The following is an 18,582-nucleotide window of genomic DNA, read 5'->3' on the forward strand; positions in this document are numbered from 1 at the left end:
GGATTTTTGATGTAAATTATGGTATTTTAAAAATATAATAGAACGTATGTTCCAATTGAGGGGGCGGAAATAATGGAGGCTTGCTTAGGAAGCACAAGCAATAGCAATAAGGGAACGATAGTTATTGATGTTCCGCCTTATTTTGATTTTGAGCACTGCTTAACGCATCTTAAGCGGGGGGATAATGACGTGCTGGTCACGGTTCATGGGCATCGTGTGTCTAAAGCGCTGGATGTAAATGGAGTGCCGATGATACTGGAATTGAGTAGCGAAGCTAGCCATGGCGTAGAGGGGAATAATCAGCGCGAGCCGCAGCCGCAGTCGCAGTTGCACGCAACGGTATACGGCTTGAGCCATCACCGTTTAGCAAGCGTGGATTGGGAGGCGGCGGTGCGGACTGAAATCGACGAATGGTTCGATTTACAGCGCGATTTGCGTCCGTTTTATGCTTTTGCGGAGCGGGACCCGATATTGGCGCCGCTTGCGAAGCGCTATTCCGGCTTGCGCATTATCGGTAGCTCGAGCTTGTATCATTCGTTATGCTGGGCCATAATGGGCCAGCAAATTACGATGTCGTTCGCCGCGACATTAAAGCGGCGGTTCGTACAGCAGTTCGGGGAGTACATTGAACATGATGGCGAACGATTTTATTTGTTTCCTCGCCCAGAAGTCGTGGCGAAGCTGACGCCGGAACAAGTGATGCCTTTGCAATTTTCCCGCAAAAAAGCTGAGTATCTCATCGAAGTTGCCGTGCAAATCGCAAGCGGGCGTCTATCGAAGAAGCAGCTTATTGCGCTGAACAGTTTTTCTGATGCGGTTAAGCAATTGACCGCTATTCGTGGGATCGGTGCATGGACGGCCAATTCCGTGCTCATGCATTGCTTGCGCAATCCGCGTGCATTTCCGTTAGCGGATGTTGGACTACATAACGCGATTAAGCGACTATTGAAGCTAGAGCATAAGCCATCGCTTGCAGAAATGGAGCAGTATGGGACGCGTTGGGCGGGTTGGGAAGCTTACGCAACCTTCTATTTATGGCGTAGCCTTGATGATGAGTGGGGTTAATGAAAAATGGCAAGTGCGCAGCTTCGTAGAAGTGGAAGTTTACGTGCTTGCCATTTTAGCTTTGAACTTAATTTGAACTTATTTTGAAGTTATGCGATACGAAAGTTTAAACTACGGGTACGAACAGATCCTGAAGTTCTTGCACGGAATTGGCGAGCAGATCGGCCTTGGCTTCTAATAGTTCTGTTGCTGAACCGTATCCATAAGTTACGCCAATTGAGGCGATTCCGTTATGGACTGCCCCGATAATATCATGTTTCCGATCGCCAATCATAACAAATTGGCTAGGCGCTATATGTGGATGTTTATTTAAAATAAACGAGATAATGTCTGCTTTGTTGGAACGCGTACCGTCTAGTTCGCTGCCGACTACTTCTTGAAAGAAAGGTCGGAGTTGAAAATGATCGATAATTTGCTCAGCAAACACAGTAGGTTTGGATGTCGCCACGATGAGTGTCCGATCATGCTCGGTTAAAGTGGCTAGCAGAGAACGTATGCCGACGTAGACTTCATTTTCATATAAGCCCTTGTCCTTAAAATACTCGCGATAATGGTGTATCGCTCGCTTCGTTGCTGCTTCGTCCATCTCGTAATAGAGTGGGAATGATTCTTGCAAGGGAGGGCCGATAAATGGCTCTAATTTGTCTACGTTTGGTTCCTCTATACCGAGCTGACGAAGCGCGTACTGAACGGAACGTGTAATGCCTAGCTTAGGGTCGGTCAATGTGCCATCGAGATCAAATAGAATGTATGTTTTGTGTTGAAACATAAGCTGATCATCCTCCGCGATGTATATTAAATTGAGCTAGCTAAGTTGATTCCACTTGTTGCCGAAAACGGGTGGAATGTAAGTCTGTAGCTGCGAGAGCAAGCTAGCTGCATCGGGTGCTGAGAGTAGCAGTTGCTTATGCTCTTCTTTGACGAAGCCTGCTTCAATAGAGTGGTCTACCATGTCTAGCAGTGGTGTGTAAAATTGACGAACGTTCAATAACCCCGCTGGTTTATGGTGGATACCGAGCTGCGCCCAACTGAGCACTTCGAACATTTCTTCATAGGTTCCGAGGCCGCCTGGAAGTGCGATAAAGGCATCGGACAACTGATTCATTGTCGCTTTGCGTTCATGCATGTCCGCTACCTCAATGAGTTTGGTTAACTGTGTATGTACCATTTCGCCACGAAACAAGCCGCGCGGCATGATGCCCGTTACTTTGCCGCCATGCTTAAGCACTTCATTAGCGACTTCGCCCATTAATCCGACAACTGAGCCGCCGTATATGAGTTCTATATCTCGTGCAGCCATTAGCTTCCCAAGCTCGCGTGCTTGTTCGGCATAATCGGGGTACACTCCTAAATTGGAGCCTGCAAACACACAAATTTTGTTCATTTTTGGGCCTCCTCAAATGGTATACTGTTCCATAGTATAATCGCTTGCTCAGACGATGGGTAGACAAAAGCTACCAAAAAACAGCCTGCTGTCCTTCTATCGACGGAATACAAAATGAAGAAAGTACAATGGAATTCAGTAGTGAGACGCGAGTGAAATGGAATGGATGACGGGCGTACTGCAAGGCCAATAACAACGAGAAGGGGAGAGCAAAATGGAAATGAAGCCGTTTCAAGAATGGGTGCACGATTTTTATAGTAGACGAAATTGGGCGCAGTATAACTCGTTTATTCGAGTAGGGTTTTTGATGGAAGAAGTAGGCGAAGTGTCACGCGTTGTTCGTGCAATTGAAATCGGGCGAGATCGACCGGATGAGGCGAAGCAAAGTGAAGAAGAATTGCGGCAAGAGCTTGTAGAGGAGCTGGGGGATGTACTGGCGAACCTGATTATACTTGCTGACAAATACGATATCGAGCTGAGCGAAGTTGCAGAAGCGCATATCGCCAAATTGACGGAACGATTTAAAGAGCAGCTTGATCCAGAGTAGTCTATCGTACAATCGCGAGGTGAGGAAGCGGAGCAGATTGGATAGATACGCACGTGCGTACACATTCACATATGCATAATATGCATACTATCTTGTCGCTCCGCGTGACTGTTATCGGACCAGCCTAGCTGCTAAACGGCCGCTAGAATCAGGCCCAAGAAGCCTTATGATTATTCGCTCAACCACACCGCTTGGCCAGCTTCAATGATTCCCGTCTTGACCACAGTAGCATAAACGCCAAAATGGTTGCTGCGTTCCTTCGCAATCCATTTTAAGAGCGAGGCATCTTGTTCCGCGCTGTCAGGATCGATGGTAATGATCATGCAGCGTTCGCAATACCGCTGCACTTTAAGTTGAACATCGCCAATATGAAGCGTCTTGCCGAACCATGTTTCTTCGGCAAACGGGTTAGGCTCGTTCAGCGCCAGCAGCAAGTTCGGGCGAAAGCGATGGAAATTTGCTTCCTGCCCCCATAGCGGGTGTAACGCTTGCAGGGAAGCATCTGTAACGATTAGTACATGCTCTTCTTCGATCGCACCAAACAGGACTTCGGTTGTTGCATACTGCTCAAGCGATAACTCACGGCCTGAGAGCTGTTCCATTTCATGTTGGAACGCAGCGTCCGTCCAACGGATGACTTCACCGGTCGGGGTAGTAATTTCTACAGGTGGGTAAGCAGCCAAAATGTCCTTTGAACCCGAACCCGAACCCGAGGCCAAACCCGAATTCAAATCTAAATTCGAACCTGTTCCTGTACCTAAATCTGTGAAGTCTAAGTCTGAGGATTCTATAATCGCCCCGCTCGTTTCTCCTAAAGCTTCATCCATCACAAATCGAGCCCTGTATTTCACCATGTCAGGGCATTGCGTCATCGTCAAATATTTTCCGGGTCTCGATTGATCCCACAAGACGTGACTGCGATCTCCGTATAGGCCGTAGCTCATCACGTGTGTGCGCTGCACACTTTCGCCATGGAGCGATTTGATGGGATGGCGCACAATTTCTTGGAGAACACCAACTTTGTTCATAGGCATGACTCCTTAGCTTGGGTTGAATTCAGGTAGAGTCTCACTATTTGCTATTCACTGACTGCTATTTACTAACTGTTATTCTCTAACAGCTATTTCCTAACATAGCTACACGATTCCGACCAGCTTCTAATCAGATGTGTGTATCTGTTGCTTATGTTGCGACTGTTTCATCCTTTAAAGGTTCATCCTGCTCCGACGAATCATGTAGGCTCTAACTTCGCTGCGCATCTCGCAAATCCGACCAGCGTATAACGCGAATGTCGGCATCTGCGATCGCTTGCTTCAGATCGGGATCACGCAGCAGCTCGAATTCAAAGCCCCGTCGTTCCCACGAGGGAGTAATCGCTTTCAATTCGTCCGTCACGTGTGATGGATGCGTATACAGTTCCGTGATGCCAGGCTGGATGTCGTCCAGCAACGCAAGCATATCCGTCTTCATGTCGTCATACGTCTGCTTGCTGTCCACACTGACACTGTAAGGAAGACCAACTAAATGGTCGATAATGACGACTCCGTTCGCGTCTGCTTGGGCCATTCTCGCTTGAGCGTGTTTCATCACTTCCACAGGCAAATTCATGCGGGCAATGGCACGTGGAAGGCGGAAAGGCAATCCGTACTGGGCGCATACATCTAATACAACATCTAAAAAATCACGCCCACTTGCCAATCCATACAAGCTACCCATATGATTGTCGACGTGCGAGGGACTTATGCCATAAGCAAGCGCCTGTTCGATTTGTGCGATACATTCAGCGCGAATATGTGCAGCGTTTGCTTGATGTTCTACAGTCAGGCATTCGCTCGGAAAGCTCCCGTCTGGGGCGATGAGGGAAGAAAGCTCAGCGCCAGAACGTAGGCCGACAGGCCCCCATTTATATCCTTCCCACTCACTCGTGAACGTTAAGTGAATGCCGACATTCAGCTGTGGATGGGCAGCGCTCCATGTCGCTGCCTCCTTTGACCAGCCGCATGGCACCATCAAGCTGGCTGAGGACACAGCATCTTCTGCCAGCAGTTGCATAATACCCGCGTTCGTTGCATGGCACATGCCGAAGTCGTCTGCGTTAATGATTAAGAGCTTAGTATTCGCCTCATAGCCGAGCCGTTCCATTACGTTCTCCATCGCATGTACGCCTCCATCTCCACGGTGGAATCGCTTTTTTATTCCTGTTTACATGATATTCTTGCTATGACTTGAACATCCCTTAAGACACCGCTACGACTTAAAATAATCCCGCTCCACCTTGCACACTCGCGTTGCAAACTCAGAGTACCAAATATCCCGCCCGTACTTTTGCGCCAGCTGATGCTCGGTATTGCGTTTCCATCCTGCAATCGCTTCATGAGATTCCCAATAAGAAACCGTAATTCCGAATCCACTTCTGTCCCGGGAGCTTTCCACGCCAAGGAAGCCTGGCTGTTGAGCTGCCAACTCTACCATTTTCGTTGCCATTTCCCCGTAATTGGTCTGCTCATGCTCATCCTCCATCGAACGAGATGAACAAAAAATAACCGCATAATAAGGCGGTTGAGGTGTCTTTGCCATTTGACTCATAAACTTACTACCCCCAATAGTAATGTACGACAATAAAAACATATATTAAGCGTACTTGGGAATGTGTGGAACGTCAAATACTTTGTAGGCGGAATAATCGTGACAGACTAGAGACTGCAAGTAGAGAGTATGCACAGAGTATACACAGCATGAGCTGGATATAAAAAAGGCTGTTCGTACACGGGGTGTTGCTTGTTTGCCCCTATTTTTGAAAAGGTTGATACCAAAGGATTTAAGAAGGTGTTCGAGGTTGTCTGGTTAGGCACAACTATCTTTACTAGTTTCGTTGGTTAGCACTTGGCGACATTTAGCATGTGAATACCGAGTTGAACGTATGCTTATTTCGGTGTACGATCAATCCCATATCTTAGGGCGGTCAATTCCCATTGTTCTCATATAATCTAACAACTGACCTGTGTGAACAGCTTCGTGGTAAGGAATGCGTAATAACATATCCCCAAGCGTTCTAATAAAACCACCTAGATCGTAGAGGTCTATTTTTATCGTTGCATAGTCGCTAACAGGAATAGCTGTGATATATTTCAACAATTCCTCACGATAAGGCTGTGCAAACTCAAGCTCATCATCTACGGATATGAATGGTTTTGCCTCAAAGGGATTAAATAGATGAACTAGTCCTTTACTACCTCTCCCTATAAGAACTTGGTGATAAAGAAAGTCAGCTTGTAAAATATGTCGAATCATTTCAGCACAAGTAAGAGCGTCTTCATCCGGTTTCCAATTTAACATTTCTGCGGGAATAGCCTGCCATACTTGAATACTTCTCCGTCTAACTTCTTCAAAATTAAAAATGATTAAATCCGTTGCATTCATCTAAACTCCACCCCTTTACACATGTATGAATAACAACTGTTACGCAGACAGCCTATTACGAGAATAGTTTATAACGAAAACAGTCTATAAAAACAAGAGATGCTCACTCCAACATGACATGACTTTGACACATAGGTAGGTGGCATCTCTTACTGACTTACGCTTCACTTGTGTGCAAAATAAGTGCTATTACAGCACGCAATACGCTCTTTTACAAACTGCTCCGTCAGCTTTGCCCGCTCAAGGCGAGACAAGTAGGAAGGGGCATATTTGCCTTTGCGTATGTTAAGTGCTTCTGTAATAAGCGGAATCCATTTTTCGGGTAATGTTCCGATTGCATGTTGGGCTGCTTGCGCTTTGGACACGATTTTTTTGTAAGTTAACGTGTACTCGATCCTACACAACGTAAGTACCGCAAATTCAACCCAGTCGTCAAACCAATAATAGAGAGGATTCGTCGCTTTTTGCGCCCAATATTGATTGAGATTTTCGTTCATCGTCTCTTCGACGTGATGCCACGTTGTGTCTATTAAGGATTTAATATTTTGCCCATCTATTCGAATGCCGTGCTGCTTTAATGTCCACCAAGTTACATGGTTGCAGTCCCAATAGGCAGCCGGTTTGAACACACCGTCCGCATAACAAGGGTAGGGTGGGATGGCAACACTTTGTTTGCCGATATCTTGGATACGAATATACATACCATCCATCCGTGTGGCGAGCGGATTAAGCTCTTGTAAGGTGTGATGAACGTGCTTTAAGCGTTGAATGTCATCTTTTTTTAAAGTTTTATTGATAATCGTCACAAAATCAATGTCGCTTTTATGTTCATCAAATGCGTCTAGTGCGATTGACCCGTAAACATATACCGCAGAAATATGATTCGGTAACTCATGATGTAACAGTTGCACATATTGTTGCAGCAGTTGTTCGACTGGAATGGGCAGGCGTTCGTCCATTTCTATTTTGTGCTCCCCTCAGGCTGGTGGAATGTATTTGAATGTATTACAAGGTGTGCTGCTGATCGGTCAAAATAATAGGGCCATTCTTCGTAATCGCAATCGTATGCTCGTATTGCGCAGATAATTTGCCGTCCCATGTACGTACGGTCCAGCCATCTAAATCAAGAAATATATCAGCTGTTCCTTCGTTGAGCATCGGTTCGATCGTAATGACCATGCCTTCTCGAAGGCGGAACCCTTTGCCAGGTACACCTGCATGCACAAAGCTTGGTGCTTCATGTAAGGAGCGGCCAATCCCATGTCCAAGCAGCTCACGCACGATCGTGTAGCCGTGTGATTCGGCATGCTTTTGAATGGCGTGGGTCACATCACCGATGCGATTGCCGATAATGGCTTGCTCAATGCCCAAATAGAGGCATTCTTTTGTAACTCGCATGATTTGTTGCGCTTCATCTGACACCGGACCGACTGTATAACACCAAGCGGAATCGCCCATCCAACCGTTGTATGAAGCGACAATATCGATTTTTACAATATCGCCTTGTTGGAGCGGCACGCTATTCGGAAATCCGTGGGCGATCACATCGTTCACAGATGCACACGTTGCAAAAGGAAAACCTTTATACCCTTTCGTAACTTGTTTCCCGCCTAAATCATGAATCATTTGCTCGACAAAATCATTTAGTTCGAGCGTTGTAACGCCAGGTTTGATGCGTGTTGCTAGTTCTCGATGGCATGCTGCCACGATTTGTCCGGCTTTTTTCATCAGTTCAATTTCGTCCGGCTTCTTTAAAATGACCATCTTTACTTTCCTCCTTAACGATGTTGCCAGTACCCGCACCACTCATATTTCAGCCTATGAGCAAGGTTTGCACCTTTTTAGACGGAGGGAATTTAGTAGTCATCATATGCGAGACGACGTTTATCTGGTATCGCTCATTCATTATCTACACATTCATCTATACATCCAAGCTATACATGCTAAATTAGCATATAATGGGTTTCATTTCAAATATTCAAACACGCCAAAGAGGGAGCAGACGAGCCGAGAAATGGAGATAAAGTTCGGTTTTGACTTTGATTTGGTCATCAGGGCCAAAAAAGCCAAAAAGCCCGACAGGTAGTGACCCTGTTGGACTTATTTAGGCTAAGCTTATTCATTCACAATTGCAATATAAATGTCAATTTGGACGTCTTCGGGATTCATACTGCGCTCGTCGTACAACTCGAAGTCGCCTGTAAAAGCACGTTTCATACCAGACGTGGCAGACCATTTCCAAATGGCTTGCCACGTTTCGCCCACAACTTGTGCAAGTGGGCCGCGTCTGCTCGTGAATACAGCGTACGTAGAGGCTGGAATGAGTGTAGACGACATGCCTGCGGGCACATGGTCGAGCGAGTTGGCGCTTATGCCGACGAGTATTTTGTATTCCCCGTAGATCTCATTTTCGTAATCGGAATAGCAACCATAAATAGGGCCAGGCTGTGCGGGATCTGCGATTTGTTGCTGAACTTGTTCCTCCCAGAAACAGCGCCATAGCTGCGGAATGACGCCATTGGCGCTCATTTCCCGCGCATTCGTCGTACGCTCAGCGAGGCCGATAAGGCGGATGGCATCCCGCTGCTCTAGCCGGACGGGCTGGCTCAAGTCAGCACAGTTAGCTGGATCAGCCAAGTTAGCCTGCTCCGTATCGCTAGTGGCGCTGCTTTCTGCCGCTTGTCCAGCATGCGCTTGCCAGCGTGCTAAGTTCGGTAGGCAAGCAAGCATGGTCGCGCGTGCAGTTTGTGCGTCCATTCCTTCAGCTACTAAAATGGGCACGCAATATTCGACCATGTCGTTCATCGTCATGCTTGGTTGTGTAAAAGCACCGTTTGCAAAGCAATATTTGCAGTAATCGGCTACGTTACGTTGCTCGTGATCTGTGCCGAGCACGTCTTCGCTAACGAGCGGCATCCCACAGCTTTGACATTCTGCTGGAGGAGTCTGCACCGTTTCGGTCATTTCCACCGTTGGTGCCATTTCGATCATTTCAGTCATTGTTGCCTTTGCTGTCTTTGCTGTTGTCATGTATAACACTCCTTATCTCCTACAAGCTACATATTGATTTCGTATGAACCAAGTATAACGGAGGTAACATGACAACCCTCTGTCAGGTTTATTTGCAGGGCTATCTTTTTTACGATTACTCGTCTATTCTAGCCTATTTATATGTATGGAATATCGCTTCCGCGCTCGCTCGTATTTTTGCCCGAATATGAGCGGGTTCTAGCACCTCAACATCGGGGCCAAAGCTCAAAATAAAGCCGTACAGCCAATTGTCTTCCGGATAAGAGGCGGTCACGAGATACGTGCCGTTATCGTCTGCAACCAGTTGCTCCACGCCAAACCATTCCTCTGCCAAGTGTCTAACTTGCTTGCTAAACCGCAGTTTCACTTCGATGTTGTGCTCGGGAGTGTACCATTGTTGTTCCCAAGGCAGTTCTTCGAAGGAAATGTGCTGCCGCACGAAAGTGGTGTCGAGCATGGCCAGCTGCTTCATCCGAAACAGCTTAAATAAACGGAACTGCTCGCGCTGCCTGCAAAAAGCGTACAAATACCATGTTTGCCGCTTCAGAACGAGCGTGTACGGTTCTACTGTACGCTCAGACATGTCGCCGTTCGCGTTGCAGTAGGTGAGCGATACCGTGCGCAGTTGCTCAATCGCCTGTTTGAGTAGGGTGAGCTTCTCTTCTAAGTAGCTATGCTTGCCCCAAGGGGAGAAGTCGACGATAAACTGCTGCGTCTTCATTTGAAATTGTTCCGCTTGTGACGGCGGAATAATGCTATTAATTTTTTGCAACAGCTGTTGATTGCGCTGATCTTCGTAGGATGAAGAAATGCTATTAAGCGCAGTGACCATTGTCGCTAGTTCATCATTCGTCATAACGTTGCGGTCTAGGCGATAGCCTTCCGCAAGCCCGATGCCACCGCTGGCTCCTTGGTACGTGACGATAGGGATGCCAGCCTGATTAATAGCGTCTATATCACGATAAATAGTGCGTACGGATACCTCATGCAGATCGGCAAGTTCTTTGGCTTGCACGATTCGGCGGTTCAGCAGCAAAATAACGATGGACAGCAGGCGGTCTATTTTCATGGAATCAACTCGCATTTCTGTATGGTGGTGTTTAAAAATAGAACCATAATCGTACCCACGTGCTTACAGAGTGATTTCGGCACAGTACTTCATGTTCAGTATTCAATCATAGAAGCTACTGTAACATCGTTACAACTACATGTTAATTATTGTAGGGCATCTGCACCTTGTAATTCCAATTTTTTTGCCAGCTTAAAGGGTACGACGACTCGCGATGTTAAATACCGCAGCCGTTTCTCTTACAGACGTCCCTTTTTTGTGCATACTGAATCTGGGTATAGAAAAACTGCACCTCCATTGCAGGCTCGTGCCTAACAATGGGGGTGCAGTTCAGTGTCTGGTGCTGTTTGAATTATTTTACAGGTTCCGGTTGCACGACAATTACAAAAGCACTGCTCTGCGGAGGAAGAGAAAATGTAGTTGCTAGAGAATGGTAAGCTACCACCTTCGTGCCTTTCTTAATCTCTTCCCGCTTCACTGGCGTACCAACGATGTTAATAATGGAAGTTTCCTCACTAATATGAAGGACCATATCGTTTTTACGGTTTTTGTCGCCGGCTGTATTCACATAAATGCTCTTCGTGTCTTTGTTTATCGTATTCGCTACAACGCCTTCCAGACGGCTTGTATCATTTAAGACAACAATTTTAAGAGCTGGGGTCATTGGCGGCAAGCTCGCCGTCATCATCGGGCCATAGTGAGCTTCAATACGCTGACCCGCTTTCAAGTCCGACTTCTTAAGCGACTTGCCTTTTCTATCTGTAATAACGGTCTCGTCTGACAAATTCAAAACGATTTTGTTATCGCTAACCATAACGACACGGTCTTTTGCTGTAGTATCAATAATACCTGTCGATACCATCGCTTTAACCTCCGGGCGCTCAACAACGAACTTCTCCGCATTGCCTCTAGCTGGCAAGCTCTTCGTAATCGCTGGGTTATAGTAAGCAGTTACGGTCCATTCCTGTTGCAGTGCTTCCACCAAATCAGCAGGTTTCCCGTGCTGATCGACGACCGGTACGCTGCTCGTTATATTGAGAATGATCGTATCTTGATTTCCTGGGTGTACCCCTTTATCTTTAACGAGGACGTGGCTGCCTGCCTTTGTATGTTTAATCTCTTCTAATAGTCCTTTTGTAGCAGCTTGTTCAGCTTGTACTTTCTTATTGTCGATAACCTTTGCAGTAGGAACGGATCCTGTTGAACTTACGCTGCTAAGAGCGGAAACTGACAATGGTAGTGCTAAAAGTGTAACGGCTGTTGTAGTTAAGAGAAATTTACTCCATGTTTTCATCGCTAGTGCCTCCTCAAAGATGTGTAATTGCTTCGTTCATGTTTCAGACGGGCTACATATGTCGAAGGTTGCACATACACACATTTATTATGGATACCAATTTTTTCTTTCCTTGTTTTACATATAATAGATCTTAATGAAAGTGCGACAGTCCCCAGTCTATAAAAAATGGCTCATGATTGATTCGTGTAAAAGGAAATCACGACAACGACAGTACACGGCGGAACGGATCAGCCCCCTATTGAATGAACGGGTAAGCGTTTAAGATACGATGAAGGGGCTACTCTATTGAACACGATTACGTGACAAAAAACAGGTCAATTATGGTTAAATACGGGTCATACCACCATAATCGACCTGTTTTTTGTTATCTTCGTCTGAACGGTATCCCTCAGACTTAGACATTGGACACATCTAGGCTTAACTGCTGAACATTCTAGGGCACTTCATACGAAAGAGAGACTTTCTATACCAGTTGCCCACCATTTAACGGTCTAAAAGGAACAGTCATAAACGGCGATATTGGAGCTTGGGAATGATCCGAAGCTGAATGTAGGCCAAATAAATCCGGTCGTGCTGCCAACAGGGTTCGTTGAGGTAATGAACATTAAGAATACTTCGAAGTTTCTGGTGATGATAATGGTCCATCGCCCTCTGCAGCCTGCTGCAAACTGTGCGATGGGTGCGCCGGCAACGCCTTGCACCTGATGCTGGCTGGCAAAACTTTGCACAGCTGCAGGGTTTGAGGAAAGTTGCTGGAATTTCACGATGAGCTGCTGCGGTGGTGGGGTAGGCGTTCCTGCGCCACCTGCACCGGGTGTACCGCCTGTGCCTGGTGGTACGCCCGGTGTGCCAGGAGTGGTGCCCGGAACACCGGGTATTCCGGGTATGCCCGTTCCTGGAATACCTGGCAGCCCTGGTATTCCGATAATATTACCTATTCCCCCTGGACCTAAGCCTGGAATGGGAATGAGCTGACGATCGTAATCTGTATATCCTGTATAACTAAAGTACCCCATGTTATTGGTGTCTACATATCCTGTACCTGAGTAGTCGGTTCCTGCGTACTCCGTGCCTGCATAGCCAGTTCCCGTATAGCCTGTGTAGTCATTGAAACCATTTTGAGCGTTACTAGCACTGTAAGTATCATAGGTGTAATACATATTCACGACTCCTTTACCCGCGCTGACTTGTTAAAGCCTATGGGCTTTTGCTAGCAGTATACGGAATAGTCGGATGTCACGTGCGGGCGATTGCCTAGGTTAGACTGAAAAAAGTAGACGATCGCCTGCAAACTTAGGAGCGAGACGGTGATTCAGCAGGTGAGATAAGTCCGTAACGATTCACAGGTCTACCTACGCTACCGTAACGAATATCAAGGCGGACACAGCCTGTCTGAACCAAATAATCTAAATAGCGGCGGGCGGTTACTCGGGCTAACCCAACGCCGTCTGCGACTTCCTCGGCCGTCAAAAAGGAGCGTTGCTGCTGCAACAAATGTACAATTTGCCGCATCGTGCTTGGTTGCAAGCCTTTAGGCAGTGCAGATGCTGCGCCTACTGCGAAGGCTGCCGTCATGCTCAAGGCGGTTTCAGCCGCTGAGCTAGGCGTGATGCCACCTGCGGCAGCTGATGACGTGCCAGTTGTGCCCGCTGTGCTAGCTGCATTAGTTGCACCGGCTGTGTGAATTGCGCTAGTTGCACCAGATGTACCTGCTGTACCCGCTGTACTGGCTGTACCCGCTGTGTGCATTGCGCTAGGTGCACCAGATGTACCTGCTGCACCAGTTGTACTGGCTATACCCGCTATGCTATTTGTGCTAGCTGTACCACTTACACCGCTTACTCCAACTATCGTTTCCCACGTACTATCAACAGCCGTGCCCGGCGCTGCGAATCCCGTTCCAGCTTCCGTAGCATGGTTCAAATTGTCCGCAACCGTGCTGAAGGAGCCATACGAACCCCCGCTGCGCAAAATCACATCCAGCTCAGCCTGAGTCACAGGGCGCTCCTCATGCAGCGCCTGCCGATACGCCCGATACTGCTCTAACGCAGCGGCAATTCGTTCGAACTTGAACGGCTTTATAATGTAATCGAAGACACCTTTTTGCATAATTTGCTTAACCGTAGGCAAATCCTTGGCTGCCGTCACGACGATAACGTCAACAGGCAGAGCTTCCGCACGCAGCTGCCGCAACGTTTCGGCTCCGTCCTGCACAGGCATGAACATATCAAGAAACACGAGATCCGGCTTCAGCTCTCGTGCTAGCTTCAATCCTTCCAACCCATTTCCAGCCACGCCCTCAACCCGAAACCCAGTTACCTTTTCGATAAACTGCCGATTCACTTCCTGAACCATCGGATCATCTTCAATTAACAACACGCGATACCCGTTTGCTTGAGCTTGCATCGCATCCATCCGTTTTGACTCCTTTCGACTGTGCAAAAGATTCGTTAAGCTATGTATGCTCGTGAGTGGAAGATTTAAGCTTCTTCTTGCATGGGAAAGGTGACAGTCATCGTCGTGCCGTTGCCAGTAGACGAATGGCAGACCAGTTCGCCGCACCCTTTTTCAATAATATTGCGAATTAAATAAAGTCCGATGCCGCGCCCGTCGGCAGCCTTGGTGGAAAAGCCTTTCTCCAGCATATGCTGCTGCGTGAATTCATCCATCCCGTCCGCATTATCCTCAATCATAATCGACAGGACAAAATCGTCTTGTTCCACGCTAATGACAATATCTTTCCGTTCACGTGTAGATGCTTCCAAGGCGTCGAAAGCGTTCTCAATTAAGTTTCCGAGCAGCAGTACGAGATCATGCCGATCCAACTTCGGTGGAAAATGCGTGAGTCCGCTGCGATTGTCTAATTCTACGTGAATACCGAGTTCCTGACCACGTGAAATTTTACTTAGTAACAGTCCGCCGATGCCTTCATCGGAGAAGCGTTCCTTGACAAAGGAGAGCAACTCTTCCTGCCGCTCTGACACTTCGAATAAATAATCGAGTGCTTGTTCGTAATGCTCCAATTGGATAAGACCTGCAATCGTATGCAGCTTGTTCATGTATTCATGATTTTGGACGCGCAGGGCATCGACAAACGCTTTGACGCCTGTTAATTCTTCCGCCAAATGCGTTAATTCCGTTCGATCTTGAAAAATGGCGATCGCTCCGACGGTTTGCCCTTGCACCGTAATAGGAATGCGGTTGCTCCAAATGACCGCGTTGCGCACGATCAGCTCCCGATTATATATCGGCTGTTGCAGCATCAAAATTTCGGGTAGCCGCGTATCAGGGATAACATCACGAATGGGTCGGCCCACCGGATTGCCTTCAATGTCGAAAATTTGCTTCGCGCGCTCATTAAAAATCGTGATGCGCTCCTTGTTATCTACCGCGATGACACCCTCGTGCATCGCTTGAAAAGCTGCCGTGCGCTCCAATAAGATGCGCGCAATTTCTTGCGGCTCCAAGTTGTACATTTGCCGCTTAATATGACGGGATAGCTGCCAAGCCCCGAGCAACCCGAATACGAGTGCGAGCAGCAGCGTTGCCGCAATTGGCCCACGCTGATTCCATATCATCTCGCCAATGCTTGGCAGCAGCATTCCAGCCATCACGACGCCAACTTGATGATGCTGCGCGTTCATGATGGGCACATAAGCCCGCAGTGCGGCGCCAACTTCGCCTTTTACTTTGGACAAATACGAATGCTCCGCAAAGGCAGGCTCCGCATCTTTATCTTCAATCGGCTGCCCGATCCGGTCCGCAATCGGATGAGAATAGCGAATCCGCTCCATATTGAGCACCACGATATAGGACACCTCATTAATCATCCGAATATTTTCGGTTTCGTAGGCGATATCTTGTGCTTGCTTAACGGGGAGCTGCACCTTTTGACGGATGTGCGGCTGCTCTGCTACGGTTCGCGCCGTCGTCATTAACCGTCGTCCAAGCTCCTCTTCGGTCATACGCGTCATAATGCCGAGCACGATGGTACCGCCTATTAAGAGCGAAAAAGAAGCTAGGCCGAAAGCAAGCAACGCAATTTTCCCATATACGGGCAAATTGCGAATATGGCGCAAGTGGCGAATGTTGAATGAATGCATGGCTCGTCTCGCTCCCTACCATTTACGTCTTTCTACCATTGTGAAATAATGAATGGAAAGAATCAACAGGAAAGGGGCAAATAAATGAGATCGTTCGTTAGTATCGGATTATTTGTGCTTGTTGGTCTTATTACTGCTATTCTGATCGGGTTTCCCCCCAGCATGGCAAAGCCCTTACCCTACGATGCGGAGCAAGCAGGGCTGAAAGATCGGATCGTGATTAAATTCAGTCATGTTGTCGCTGAAAATACACCCAAAGGCTTGGCGGCGGAGCATTTTGCTAAGCTGGTGCGCGAACGTTTGAGTGATCGCGTCGAAGTACAGGTGTACCCGAATGGCATCCTATATTCGGATAAGTATGAACTAGATGCCCTTAGTCGGGGCGAGGTGCACATGATCGCACCTTCCTTCTCGAATTTAACGAACGCCTTCCCGAGTTGGGGGGCGTTTGACTTGCCGTTTGCCTTCCCGAATCAGCAAGCAGTAGACGAAGCGCTGTACGGTAACATTGGCAAGCAGCTGCTTGCGGAGCTGGCGAACGCGAATATGAAAGGCATCTCCTTTTGGAACAACGGATTTAAGCAAGTGACGAGCGCACAGAGGCCATTAATTCACCCCGCAGATTTTGCGGGCCAGACGTTCCGCATTTTACCGAGCAAAGTATTGGAACAGCAGTTCCATGCCCTAGGCGCCCAAGCGGTCATGATGCCCTTTACCGAGGTGTACCGCAGTGTGGTGCGCGGTGATGTTGATGGTCAGGAAAATACGATTTCGAATATTTACAGTAAGCGTCTTTATCAGGTGCAGCAGCATATGACGTTGAGTAATCATGGGTATTTGGGTTATGCGATCATCGTTAATCGCACGTTCTGGGAGGAGCTTCCGGCTGATGTGCGTGGCGTGTTGGAGCAGGCGTTAGCCGAGACGACGCAATGGAATCGGGAGCTTGCCCAGCGGCTTAATGACGAGCAGCTCCATGAAATTGTGAAAAGTGGCACGATGGATATTCATCAGCTAAGTGCCACGGAGCGGGACGAGTGGATAGCGGCGTTGGCGCCGATTTATAAGCAAGTGGAGGAGGAGGTTGGCGCTTCATTATTACAGCAAATTAAGACGTTGCGACAACAATATAACTTCGACAGCCCTTAAGACCAAAAAGACCAATATGACCATATTCTTGAATGGAACCGCTTTCTTTTCTACAATGAGGACACAAATTCACAATTCGTTCACATTGTACATCGAGACAAAGAAAGGATGTTCCGTATGAGAATCAACTTTAAAAACTTAACGGTCCAAGTGGTCATCGCTATTATTCTTGGTATATTGGTCGGTCATTTCTTCCCAGCTTTTGGTGAGAAGCTAAAGGTACTCGGGGACGTCTTTATTAAGCTGATTAAAATGGTTATCGCGCCGATCGTCTTGTTCACGGTCGTGAATGGTATTGCCAGCATGGGCGATATGAAAAAGGTTGGTCGCATCGGCGGTAAAGCGCTGCTTTATTTTGAAATCGTGACCACCATTGCGTTGGCAATCGGACTTATCGTGGTTAACATTATTAAACCGGGCGATGGCTTTGACACCGCTGCTGTGCAAGGGGATGTTAGCCAGTACGTGCAAAAAGCAGAGGAAAACAATCAGAGCATGTTGGAGTTCGTCATCGCGATCGTGCCTGAAAATATAGTTGGAGCATTGGCAAAAGGCGACTTGCTGCCAATCTTGTTCTTCGCGGTATTTTTCGGCTTGGCGTTGACAGCGATGGGCGAGAAAGCGAAGCCTGTTGTCGATTTGTTTGATCGACTAACACATGCGTTTTTCAATATCGTAAATATGATTATGAAAGTATCTCCAATTGCTGCGTTCGGTGCTATGGCGTACACGATCGGTAAATTCGGGATCGGATCATTAACAAAGCTAGGCTTATTGATGACTTGCGTCTATATTACGATGTTCTTGTTCGTCGTATTTATTTTGGGCGGTATTGCGCGTATGTTCGGTTTCCGCATCTTTAAATTTATTCGTTACATTAAAGACGAAATTTTACTCGTACTTGGTACGTCCTCTTCCGAGTCGGCACTGCCGAACTTGATGGATAAGCTGGAGAAGTACGGCTGCTCGAAATCGGTTGTCGGACTAGTTGTGCCGACAGGCTACTCTTTTAACTTGGACGGAACATCGATTTACTTATCTATGGCTGCGATATTTATTGCACAAGCGTACGGTGTTGATCTTTCCGTATGGGAGCAGTTGGTGCTGCTTGGCATTTTGATGCTTACATCTAAAGGAGCTGCGGGTGTAACGGGCTCAGGATTTATTACACTGGCAGCAACGCTGGCGGCGTTCCCGACGATCCCAGTTGCGGGTCTGGCCATCTTGATCGGTGTAGACCGCTTTATGTCTGAGGCTCGTGCGATTACGAACTTGATCGGTAACGGCGTAGCTACGGTTGTTGTGGCGAAAATGGAAAAAGAATTCCATCCGCCGGCTGAGTATGCAGCTGACAGTGATTTTAGAAATCGCGCATCCTTGAAGAAGAATCCGGTTGCTGAAGCGAAGTAGGTAATGAACATGGACCTCCATCACCACGTTGAAAGTGGGATGGGGGTCTTTTTGTATGGGAAAATGTGAGATTTAAAGCTTGATCTTTATTCGAACACGTACAAAAAT

Annotated in this window: 18 protein-coding genes and 1 pseudogene; 4 read left to right on the forward strand and 15 right to left on the reverse strand. The window is 47.4% G+C overall.

Annotated features, from left to right (window positions below; translation table 11 throughout):
* The first annotated feature begins 72 nt into the window (after nt 1–72).
* Complete coding sequence (locus KIK04_RS15855; RefSeq protein WP_232274596.1) at nt 73–1,065, forward strand: DNA-3-methyladenine glycosylase 2; 993 nt, start codon at nt 73–75, stop codon at nt 1,063–1,065.
* A 106-nt stretch (nt 1,066–1,171) separates the two neighbouring features.
* Here KIK04_RS15855 and KIK04_RS15860 read toward each other — a convergent pair whose 3' ends face one another.
* Both KIK04_RS15860 and KIK04_RS15865 read right to left on the reverse strand, forming a co-directional pair.
* Nucleotides 1,172–1,834 carry an HAD family hydrolase gene (locus KIK04_RS15860; RefSeq protein WP_232274597.1) on the reverse strand — a complete coding sequence of 221 codons (663 nt, stop codon included), beginning with the start codon at nt 1,832–1,834 and terminating at the stop codon, nt 1,172–1,174.
* A gap of 36 nt (nt 1,835–1,870) precedes the next feature.
* Nucleotides 1,871–2,449: an LOG family protein gene (locus tag KIK04_RS15865; RefSeq protein ID WP_232274598.1), complete on the reverse strand. Its 579-nt coding sequence runs from the start codon at nt 2,447–2,449 to the stop codon at nt 1,871–1,873.
* A 214-nt stretch (nt 2,450–2,663) separates the two neighbouring features.
* On the opposite strand from KIK04_RS15865, the gene KIK04_RS15870 reads away from it, so the two are divergent.
* Complete coding sequence (locus KIK04_RS15870) at nt 2,664–2,996, forward strand: MazG-like family protein (protein WP_232274599.1); 333 nt, start codon at nt 2,664–2,666, stop codon at nt 2,994–2,996.
* Nucleotides 2,997–3,166: 170 nt separating this feature from the next.
* On the opposite strand, the gene KIK04_RS15875 is transcribed toward KIK04_RS15870, so the two are convergent.
* From KIK04_RS15875 to KIK04_RS15935, 13 genes and pseudogenes are all read right to left on the reverse strand, one after another.
* A complete protein-coding gene (locus KIK04_RS15875) occupies nt 3,167–4,024 on the reverse strand; it encodes an MOSC domain-containing protein (RefSeq protein ID WP_232274600.1) in 858 nt (285 codons plus the stop codon).
* Between the two features lie 214 nt (nt 4,025–4,238).
* Complete coding sequence (locus KIK04_RS15880) at nt 4,239–5,150, reverse strand: polysaccharide deacetylase family protein (RefSeq protein ID WP_232274601.1); 912 nt, start codon at nt 5,148–5,150, stop codon at nt 4,239–4,241.
* A 93-nt stretch (nt 5,151–5,243) separates the two neighbouring features.
* Nucleotides 5,244–5,582, reverse strand: coding sequence for an antibiotic biosynthesis monooxygenase family protein (locus KIK04_RS15885; RefSeq protein ID WP_232274602.1), 339 nt, complete (start codon nt 5,580–5,582; stop codon nt 5,244–5,246).
* Nucleotides 5,583–5,936: 354 nt separating this feature from the next.
* Nucleotides 5,937–6,416, reverse strand: a complete 480-nt coding sequence (locus KIK04_RS15890) for a DinB family protein (RefSeq protein WP_232274603.1) — start codon at nt 6,414–6,416, stop codon at nt 5,937–5,939.
* Nucleotides 6,417–6,580: 164 nt separating this feature from the next.
* Nucleotides 6,581–7,375: a nucleotidyltransferase domain-containing protein gene (locus KIK04_RS15895; protein WP_232274604.1), complete on the reverse strand. Its 795-nt coding sequence runs from the start codon at nt 7,373–7,375 to the stop codon at nt 6,581–6,583.
* Between the two features lie 46 nt (nt 7,376–7,421).
* Nucleotides 7,422–8,180 (reverse strand): type I methionyl aminopeptidase, encoded by a 759-nt coding sequence (gene map / locus KIK04_RS15900; RefSeq protein WP_232274605.1) that lies wholly within the window; start codon nt 8,178–8,180, stop codon nt 7,422–7,424.
* A gap of 351 nt (nt 8,181–8,531) precedes the next feature.
* Nucleotides 8,532–9,446 carry an effector binding domain-containing protein gene (locus KIK04_RS15905; protein WP_232274606.1) on the reverse strand — a complete coding sequence of 305 codons (915 nt, stop codon included), beginning with the start codon at nt 9,444–9,446 and terminating at the stop codon, nt 8,532–8,534.
* A 133-nt stretch (nt 9,447–9,579) separates the two neighbouring features.
* Nucleotides 9,580–10,515: a helix-turn-helix transcriptional regulator gene (locus KIK04_RS15910; RefSeq protein ID WP_232274607.1), complete on the reverse strand. Its 936-nt coding sequence runs from the start codon at nt 10,513–10,515 to the stop codon at nt 9,580–9,582.
* Nucleotides 10,516–10,867: 352 nt separating this feature from the next.
* Nucleotides 10,868–11,809 (reverse strand): hypothetical protein, encoded by a 942-nt coding sequence (locus KIK04_RS15915; RefSeq protein WP_232274608.1) that lies wholly within the window; start codon nt 11,807–11,809, stop codon nt 10,868–10,870.
* A gap of 494 nt (nt 11,810–12,303) precedes the next feature.
* Nucleotides 12,304–12,972, reverse strand: coding sequence for a hypothetical protein (locus KIK04_RS15920; RefSeq protein WP_232274609.1), 669 nt, complete (start codon nt 12,970–12,972; stop codon nt 12,304–12,306).
* A gap of 133 nt (nt 12,973–13,105) precedes the next feature.
* Nucleotides 13,106–13,561, reverse strand: coding sequence for a helix-turn-helix domain-containing protein (locus tag KIK04_RS24315; protein ID WP_332330018.1), 456 nt, complete (start codon nt 13,559–13,561; stop codon nt 13,106–13,108).
* Between the two features lie 222 nt (nt 13,562–13,783).
* Nucleotides 13,784–14,218 (reverse strand): annotated as a pseudogene (locus KIK04_RS15930) (response regulator); the annotation flags it as partial.
* Nucleotides 14,219–14,292: 74 nt separating this feature from the next.
* Nucleotides 14,293–15,915: an ATP-binding protein gene (locus KIK04_RS15935; protein ID WP_232274610.1), complete on the reverse strand. Its 1,623-nt coding sequence runs from the start codon at nt 15,913–15,915 to the stop codon at nt 14,293–14,295.
* 84 nt (nt 15,916–15,999) lie between these two features.
* On the opposite strand from KIK04_RS15935, the gene KIK04_RS15940 reads away from it, so the two are divergent.
* On the forward strand, nt 16,000–17,064 hold the full coding sequence (locus KIK04_RS15940; RefSeq protein WP_232274611.1) for a DctP family TRAP transporter solute-binding subunit: 1,065 nt from the start codon (nt 16,000–16,002) through the stop codon (nt 17,062–17,064).
* A 117-nt stretch (nt 17,065–17,181) separates the two neighbouring features.
* Complete coding sequence (locus tag KIK04_RS15945) at nt 17,182–18,474, forward strand: dicarboxylate/amino acid:cation symporter (protein ID WP_232274612.1); 1,293 nt, start codon at nt 17,182–17,184, stop codon at nt 18,472–18,474.
* Nucleotides 18,475–18,582 lie beyond the last annotated feature (108 nt).

This window comes from Paenibacillus sp. 481 (genome assembly GCF_021223605.1).
Taxonomy (GTDB): Bacteria; Bacillota; Bacilli; order Paenibacillales; family Paenibacillaceae; genus Paenibacillus_B.